We start from the raw sequence: 6,945 nt of genomic DNA on the forward strand, positions 1-6,945 counted from the left end.
CTATGACTGGTGAACCGCAGCGCGTGACTTGCGGCGCGGTGGCGTGCTGGCAGGGACCAGCCGCAGCGGCGTGGCCAGGGCCGCTTGCTCGGCTTGCTCCCACACCATTAATAATTGACAGGCTACCGAGGCGGCGATCACCGCCGGCGCCTTGTTGCCGATGCCAGGCATACCGATCGGGCAGACCATGGTCGCGATCCGTACAGCGGAAATGCCCTTTGCCTGCAGCCGGTGTTCAAACTGTTTGCGCTTGGTGAGCGAACCGATCAGGCCGAACCAGCCGCCATCCTCGCGCGCCATGATCGCTTCCGTCAGGCGCTGGTCCAGCGCATGGCTGTGCGTCATGACCAGGAAACTGCCGCCGGCCGGCGCCATGGCGACAAATTCTTCCGGCGTATCGGTGGCGGCGATGCACACATTATCGGGCAATTGTTGCGGAAACATCTCCTCGCGTTCATCGACCCAGGTGACAGTGCATGGCAAATGGGCCAGCGCACGCACAATGGCCGCGCCCACATGGCCGGCGCCGAACAAGGTCAGGTGGGCGCGCGGCGCCAGGCAGGGGGCGACCAGCCAGCGCCGGCCTGCGCCGTCTTGCACCAGATGGGCGCCGCGCTCGCGCGAAAACGTATCGGGCGCCTGGCCGGCCGTGCCGGCCAGCCATGTGCCATCGGCATCGAACAGGCTCGATGCCGGCTCGCCATCGAGCGCGATCACGCGCCAGCTGTCTTGCGACCGGCGCGCGCGCAAGGCTTGCAGCTGGGCATGCACGCTGGCGTCAACCAGCTCGAACGCCAGGTGCACCACGCCGCCGCAGCACTGGCCCAGGCTGGGGCCCAGCGCAAAGCGTTGAAACTGCGGTCGGGTTTGCTTGAGCGCCAGCATGGTTTTGGCGATTTCCACGGCGCGCAATTCCAGGTGGCCGCCGCCGATGGTGTCCAGTTGCCGTTCATTGGTGACGCGCATCCGGGCACCCGCTTCGCGCGGACCGGAGCCTTCCACCAGCGCCACCGTCACCAGCACCGAAGGAATGTCATCATGCAGCAGTGCCGTCAGCCAGTCATGCATGCGCTACTCCCGGGCGGCCACGGTTGATGCCGCTTGCACCGCCATCACCGCCTTGAGGATTTCCTCGCCGGTGGCTGGCGCATTCAACGGTGGCTGCACGGCATGGCCGCCAACGCTGGAAATGGCGTCGCGGATCGCAAAGAAAACGGAAAACGGCAGCAGCAGCGGCGGCTCGCCGACGGCTTTCGAACGGTGGATGCTCTCTTCCACATTGCGGTTCTGGAACAGGCGCACACGAAAGTCCTCGGGGCAATCGGAAATGCCGGGGATTTTATAGGTCGACGGTGCATGCGTCATCAGCTTGCCCGCCGCATTCCACCACAGCTCTTCCGTCGTCAGCCAGCCCATGCCCTGGATAAACGCGCCTTCCACCTGGCCGATATCGATGGCCGGGTTGAGCGACTGGCCAGCATCGTACAGGGCGTCGGCGCGCAACAGTTTCCATTCGCCGCTCAAAGTGTCGACCACCACTTCGGCCACCGCCGCGCCATACGCGTAGTAGGAAAACGGGTGGCCAGTCATGGTTTTCGCGTCCCAGTGCAGGCCCGGTGTGGCATAAAAACCATCGGACCACAGTTGCACGCGGGCCAGGTAGGCTTTTTGCACCAGTTCGGCAAACGGCACCACATGGCCGTTGACGTGAATATGGTTGTCGAAAAAGCGTACATCGGACACCGCACCACCGTACAGCTTGACGGCGTAATCGCTGATGCGTGCACGTATCTGGCGCGCCGCATCCTGGGCTGCCTTGCCGTTCAGGTCGGCGCCGGTGGACGCCGCCGTGGCCGAAGTGTTGGCTACCTTGCTGGTATCGGTGGCGGTGGCGCGCACCCGTTCCAGGTCCAGGCCCAGTTCATGCGCCACCACCTGCATCACCTTGGTATTGATGCCCTGCCCCATCTCCGTGCCGCCATGGTTGACGAGCACGGAGCCGTCGACATACACGTGCACCAGGGCGCCGGCCTGGTTCAGATGGCTGACATTGAAGGCGATGCCGAATTTCAGCGGCGTGAAGGCCAGGCCCTTTTTCAACACCGGGCTCGCTTCGTTGTACGCATCGATGGCAAGCCGGCGCGCGCGGTAGTCGCTGCTATGTTCAAGCTCGGCCACCAGTTCATGGATCACATTGTCGACGATCACCTGGCCATACGGCGTCACATTGCGCCCGTCGCTGCCGTCGCGGCCATAGAAATTGAGCAGGCGGATATCGAGCGCATCGCGCTGCAGGTGCCGCGCGATTTCATCGATCACATATTCGATGGCAATCGCGCCCTGCGGTCCGCCGAAACCGCGAAACGCCGTGTTCGACTGGGTATTGGTCTTGCCGCAGGCGGCGCGGATATCGACATCGGACAAATAATAGGTATTATCAAAATGGCAGACGGCGCGCGTGGCAACCGGGCCGGACAGGTCGGCCGAATAACCGGCGCGCGAGGTCATGTCGACCTTGGCAGCGAGGATCTTGCCGGTCTCGTCGTACCCGACCTCGTATTCATAATAAAAACAGTGGCGCTTGCCGGTAACGAGCATGTCGTCGTCGCGGTCGGCACGCAATTTCACGGGGCGCTTGAGTTTTGCCGCCGCAATCGAAGCGGCTGCCGCCCACAGCGCCGACTGCGATTCCTTGCCGCCAAAGCCGCCACCCATGCGCCGGCATTCGACCGTGATGTTATGCGAATGCACGCCCAGCGCATGCGCCACCACATGCTGCATTTCGCTCGGGTGCTGGGTCGAACACAGCACCAGCATGCCCTGCGCCTCCTTCGGAATCGCGTAGGAAATCTGGCCTTCCAGATAAAACTGTTCCTGTCCGCCTACGTACAGCTGGCCCTTGACCACATGCGGCGCACGGTTGAATGCCGACTCGACGTCGCCGCGCGTGAGGCGCATCGGCGGCAGCACATACGACTGCGCCGCCTTTGCCGCCTGCGGCGTCATAATGGCCGGCAATTCTTCATACGTGACCTGCGCCAGGCGGGCGGCGCGGCGTGCGTGGTCATGCGTATCGGCCACCACGATAAAGATGGGTTGGCCCACATACTGCACCAGGCTGTCGGCCAGGATGGGGTCGTCATGGATAATCGGGCCGCAATCGTTGGTGCCGGGAATGTCTTGCGCCGTGAACACAGCGGTGACGCCGGCGCTGGCGCGCACCTTCGATAAATCCATGGCGGTGATGCGCGCATGCGGCTTTTGCGACAGGCCCAGCGCTGCATGCAGGGTGCCCTGCAGTTCGGCGATATCGTCGGTATACGTCGCCTGGCCCAGCACGTGCAATTGCGCCGATTCATGCGGGCTCGATTTGCCGACGGCGGCCCAGGCGGCCGCTTGCAGTTCAGGCGTGACAGGATGGTTCATGCTGGTCCTTTCAGGCGCGGCAGGCATAGGCGTTCAAGGACGTGCGCAGCAGCGGCGCACTGTGGCGTGTTTCCAGCCAGAAGCGGCGCAGCAGGTTTTGCGCTGTCGTCATGCGATACGTATTCGAAGCGCGCATGTCCGACAGCGGCGCATAGTCGTCCGCCAGCAAGCCCATGGCGATCACCAGATTGTCTTCGGTCCAGCTTTGATTGCGCAGGAAGGTTTCCGTCTGCGTGGCACGCTGCGGCGTGGCCGCCATGCCGCCAAAAGCGATGCGCGCGTCAACGATGCGCTCGCCGTCGAACTCGAAAGCAAACGCGGCGCAGACGGCCGAGATATCTTGGTCAAACCGTTTCGCCAGTTTATAAGTGCGGAACTTTATTTGCGCACGCGGCAGCGGCACCCTCAGCGCTTCGACAAATTCGCCGGGCCGCAGGTCTTTCTTTTGATAGCCGAGATAAAAATCTTCCAGCGGCATCTCGCGCTGGCCAGCAGCACCGCGCAGCACGATCTGCGTGCCAAGCGCAATCAGCCATGGCATCGAATCGCCGATCGGCGAACCATTGGCCACATTGCCACCCAGGGTGCCGGCATTACGGATCGGCAAGGAGGCAAAGCGCTGCCACAGTTCCGACAGTTCATCGCGGTAATGCTCGCACAGCGCCGCATATGCATCGTTCAGGCTGGCGCTGGCGCCGATTTCCAGCATGCCATCGCGAGTAGCGATGGTTTTCAGGGCGGCCACATTGCCCAGGTAAATGATCTCGCTCAATTCGCGCATTTGCTTGGTGACCCACAGGCCCACATCGGTGGAACCGGCCAGCAAGGTAGCTTGTGGCTTGTCGGCACGCAGTTGTACCAGTTCCTCAACGGTGCGTGGCGCATGGAACTGCTGGCCACAGGCGGCGTAGGTGTGCAGGCTGTCGCGCTGCAAAGCTTGTAGCTGCAAGGCCAGCGCAGCGCGGTCAAACGTCACTTTCGGCAATTCGCTCATGCGTTTGGCTGCATCGATAATGGGACGGTAGCCGGTGCAGCGGCACAGATTGCCGGACAGGCCATCATCGATCTCGCAGCGGGTGGGTGTGGCGCCATCTTTTTTCAGATACATGCCCCACAGCGACATCACGAAACCGGGCGTGCAAAAGCCGCATTGCGAACCGTGGCATTCGACCATGGCCTGCTGCACCGGATGCAGCTCGCCATCCGGCTGTTGCAAGTCTTCCACGGAAAACAGTGCCTTGCCGTCGAGCGTGGGGGTCAACTGTATGCAGGCGTTTACGGTTTTCATTTCCACCTGTCCATCGACCAGGCTGGCCAGCACTACCGTGCAAGCGCCGCAATCACCTTCGGCGCAGCCTTCCTTGGTACCGGTGCAGTGCAGGTCCTCGCGCAAATGCTGCAATACAGTCTGCGTGGGGGCAGCAGTGTGCACTTCCTGCACGGCGCCACGGTAATAAAAACGAATCGGTTCTGACATGCTGGCCTCGGTATAGTCCTCGTGGTACAGAGTAACACCGGCATACGGTACAACTATATGCTAATACGTATTTTGCTTATCTATATTTATGAATAAGATCAGGCTTGGAATGGATGGGTTGCATGCCAATGCTCGGCAATATCGATGCGGCGCGTGATCCATACCTTGTCATGTCCTTGCACATAGTCAAGAAAACGTGCCAGCGCCGCCGCGCGGCCGGGCCGGCCAACCAGCCGGCAGTGCAACCCTACCGACAACATCTTCGGCTGGTTCAAGCCGTTCGGATCGCCTTCCGCATACAGCACGTCGAATGCATCTTTCAGGTAATCAAAAAACTGCGTGCCCGAATTAAAGCCCTGCATGGCGGCAAAGCGCATATCGTTGGTATCGAGCGTGTACGGCACGATCAGCTGCGGCTGCACGATCGATGCGCCGGACGCATCGGTGTATGCCACTTTTTCCCAGAACGGCAGGTCGTCGCCATAATAGTCGGCGTCATAGCGAAAGCCGCCATGTTCGACCACCAGTTTGCGCGTATTCGGCGAATCGCGCCCGGTGTACCAGCCCTGCGGTGCAGAACCAGTCAGTTCGCGGATAATCTGCACGGCTTCGCGCATATGTTCGCGCTCGCTTGCCTCATCCATGTTCTGGTACGAAATCCAGCGCAAGCCATGACAGGCGATTTCATGACCAAGTTGCTGAAAAGCAGCCACCGCTTCCGGATTGCGCTTCAAGGCCATAGCCACGCCAAACACCGTCAAGGGCAAGCGCCGCTCCTCGAACATGCGCAGCAAGCGCCACAGTCCCGCGCGTGAACCATACTCATAGATCGATTCCATACTCAGGTGGCGCGTGGGAAACGCCGCCGCACCGATCATTTCAGATAAAAACGTTTCCGATGCCGCATCGCCATGCAGCACGCTGTTTTCCGCCCCCTCTTCATAGTTGAGCACGAATTGCAGCGCGATGCGGGCCTGGCCCGGCCACTGCGGATGGGGTGGCGTGCGGCCATAGCCGATCAGGTCACGCGGATAATTGTCGTAAGTGCTCATGCGGCTCGCCTTGGGAAGAATGTGAAATATATGCCCAATCATATAGCCAGGCGCGGCGACAGGTATATCATTTGTGCGATAAGCACATTCACCGTTAACGTATAGGATAGCAAATGGGAAAACTCAGCACGCATGTACTCGACATCGCCCACGGCCGGCCCGGCGCCGGCGTCAAGGTTGCCCTGTTCTCGGTCGCACCGGAAGGCAAGGTCTTGCTGAAGATGGATGTGACCAACCAGGACGGCCGCTGCAGCACGCCGCTGCTGGAAGGCGATGCGATGAAAGCGGGCCAGTATGAACTGGTCTTCAACGCCGGCGACTACTTTACCGCCCAGGGTGTGCAATTGCCCTCGCCCCGTTTTATCGACCTGGTAACCCTGTCATTTGGCATTGCCCACACCGATGAGAATTACCATGTGCCGCTGGTGGTATCGCCATGGTCGTATTCGACGTATCGCGGCAGTTGATATTGAATCATAAACCGTGAACAGCCGGGGTCAGACCCTCAATGCCGCAAACTCAGAGGCTTGCGCCGTCGGTCGTGGGGGTCTGACCCCAGACTTCGCTTGGGGTTAACAATGACAAATCACCAGACGAAAAAAAACCCGCCAATTTCTTGACGGGTTTCTCTCTACTACGAATAACAAGCCTGACGATAACCTACTTTCACACTGGTTGCAGCACTATCATCGGCGCAAAGTTGTTTCACGGTCCTGTTCGGGATGGGAAGGGGTGGGACCAACTTGCTATGGTCATCAGGCATAACTTGTACTGGCATTTGTCCTCGATGGAGCGACAAAGCCTGAATCTGGAAGAAGCAAAGATCGGGTAATGAATAGTAGTATCAACAAACTCACAACGTTGTACCGTCTTATCCTCTGTACCTGCTAAGGTTATAGGGACAAGCCGTACGGGCAATTAGTACTGGTTAGCTTAATGCATTACTGCACTTCCACACCCAGCCTATCAACGTCCTGGTCTCGAACGACC

5 protein-coding genes and 2 rRNA genes are annotated in these 6,945 nt (G+C 60.2%); 1 reads left to right on the plus strand and 6 read right to left on the minus strand.

From position 1 onward, the window contains the following. From xdhC to puuE, 4 genes are all read right to left on the minus strand, one after another. The gene (gene xdhC / locus ACQ4WM_RS12710; RefSeq protein WP_436547025.1) at positions 1 to 1,068 is read right to left on the minus strand and encodes a xanthine dehydrogenase accessory protein XdhC; all 1,068 of its coding nucleotides are present in this window, start codon (positions 1,066 to 1,068) and stop codon (positions 1 to 3) included. A 3-nt stretch (positions 1,069 to 1,071) separates the two neighbouring features. Then, positions 1,072 to 3,426 carry a xanthine dehydrogenase molybdopterin binding subunit gene (gene xdhB / locus ACQ4WM_RS12715; protein WP_436547026.1) on the minus strand — a complete coding sequence of 785 codons (2,355 nt, stop codon included), beginning with the start codon at positions 3,424 to 3,426 and terminating at the stop codon, positions 1,072 to 1,074. 10 nt (positions 3,427 to 3,436) lie between these two features. Next, positions 3,437 to 4,903: a xanthine dehydrogenase small subunit gene (gene xdhA, locus ACQ4WM_RS12720; RefSeq protein ID WP_436547027.1), complete on the minus strand. Its 1,467-nt coding sequence runs from the start codon at positions 4,901 to 4,903 to the stop codon at positions 3,437 to 3,439. Positions 4,904 to 5,001: 98 nt separating this feature from the next. Continuing rightward, positions 5,002 to 5,955, minus strand: a complete 954-nt coding sequence (puuE, locus tag ACQ4WM_RS12725; protein ID WP_436547028.1) for an allantoinase PuuE — start codon at positions 5,953 to 5,955, stop codon at positions 5,002 to 5,004. Between the two features lie 113 nt (positions 5,956 to 6,068). Here puuE and uraH point away from each other — a divergent pair, with 113 nt between their 5' ends. Continuing rightward, positions 6,069 to 6,422, plus strand: coding sequence for a hydroxyisourate hydrolase (gene uraH, locus ACQ4WM_RS12730; RefSeq protein WP_436547029.1), 354 nt, complete (start codon positions 6,069 to 6,071; stop codon positions 6,420 to 6,422). A gap of 180 nt (positions 6,423 to 6,602) precedes the next feature. On the opposite strand, the gene rrf is transcribed toward uraH, so the two are convergent. Both rrf and ACQ4WM_RS12740 read right to left on the minus strand, forming a co-directional pair. After that, a 5S ribosomal RNA gene (gene rrf / locus ACQ4WM_RS12735) occupies positions 6,603 to 6,715 on the minus strand. A gap of 137 nt (positions 6,716 to 6,852) precedes the next feature. Further along, positions 6,853 to 6,945 (minus strand): 23S ribosomal RNA (locus tag ACQ4WM_RS12740); the annotation flags it as partial.

It is taken from the genome of Janthinobacterium longum (assembly GCF_051380735.1).
Taxonomy (GTDB): domain Bacteria; phylum Pseudomonadota; class Gammaproteobacteria; order Burkholderiales; family Burkholderiaceae_D; genus Janthinobacterium.

What these genes read in the sequence shown, in the direction of transcription:
- xdhC (WP_436547025.1), bottom strand. Translation starts at nt 1,068, where the DNA reads ATGCATGACTGGCTGACGGCACTGCTGCATGATGACATTCCTTCGGTG.
- xdhB (WP_436547026.1), bottom strand. Translation starts at nt 3,426, where the DNA reads ATGAACCATCCTGTCACGCCTGAACTGCAAGCGGCCGCCTGGGCCGCC.
- xdhA (WP_436547027.1), bottom strand. Translation starts at nt 4,903, where the DNA reads ATGTCAGAACCGATTCGTTTTTATTACCGTGGCGCCGTGCAGGAAGTG.
- puuE (WP_436547028.1), bottom strand. Translation starts at nt 5,955, where the DNA reads ATGAGCACTTACGACAATTATCCGCGTGACCTGATCGGCTATGGCCGC.
- uraH (WP_436547029.1), top strand. Translation starts at nt 6,069, where the DNA reads ATGGGAAAACTCAGCACGCATGTACTCGACATCGCCCACGGCCGGCCC.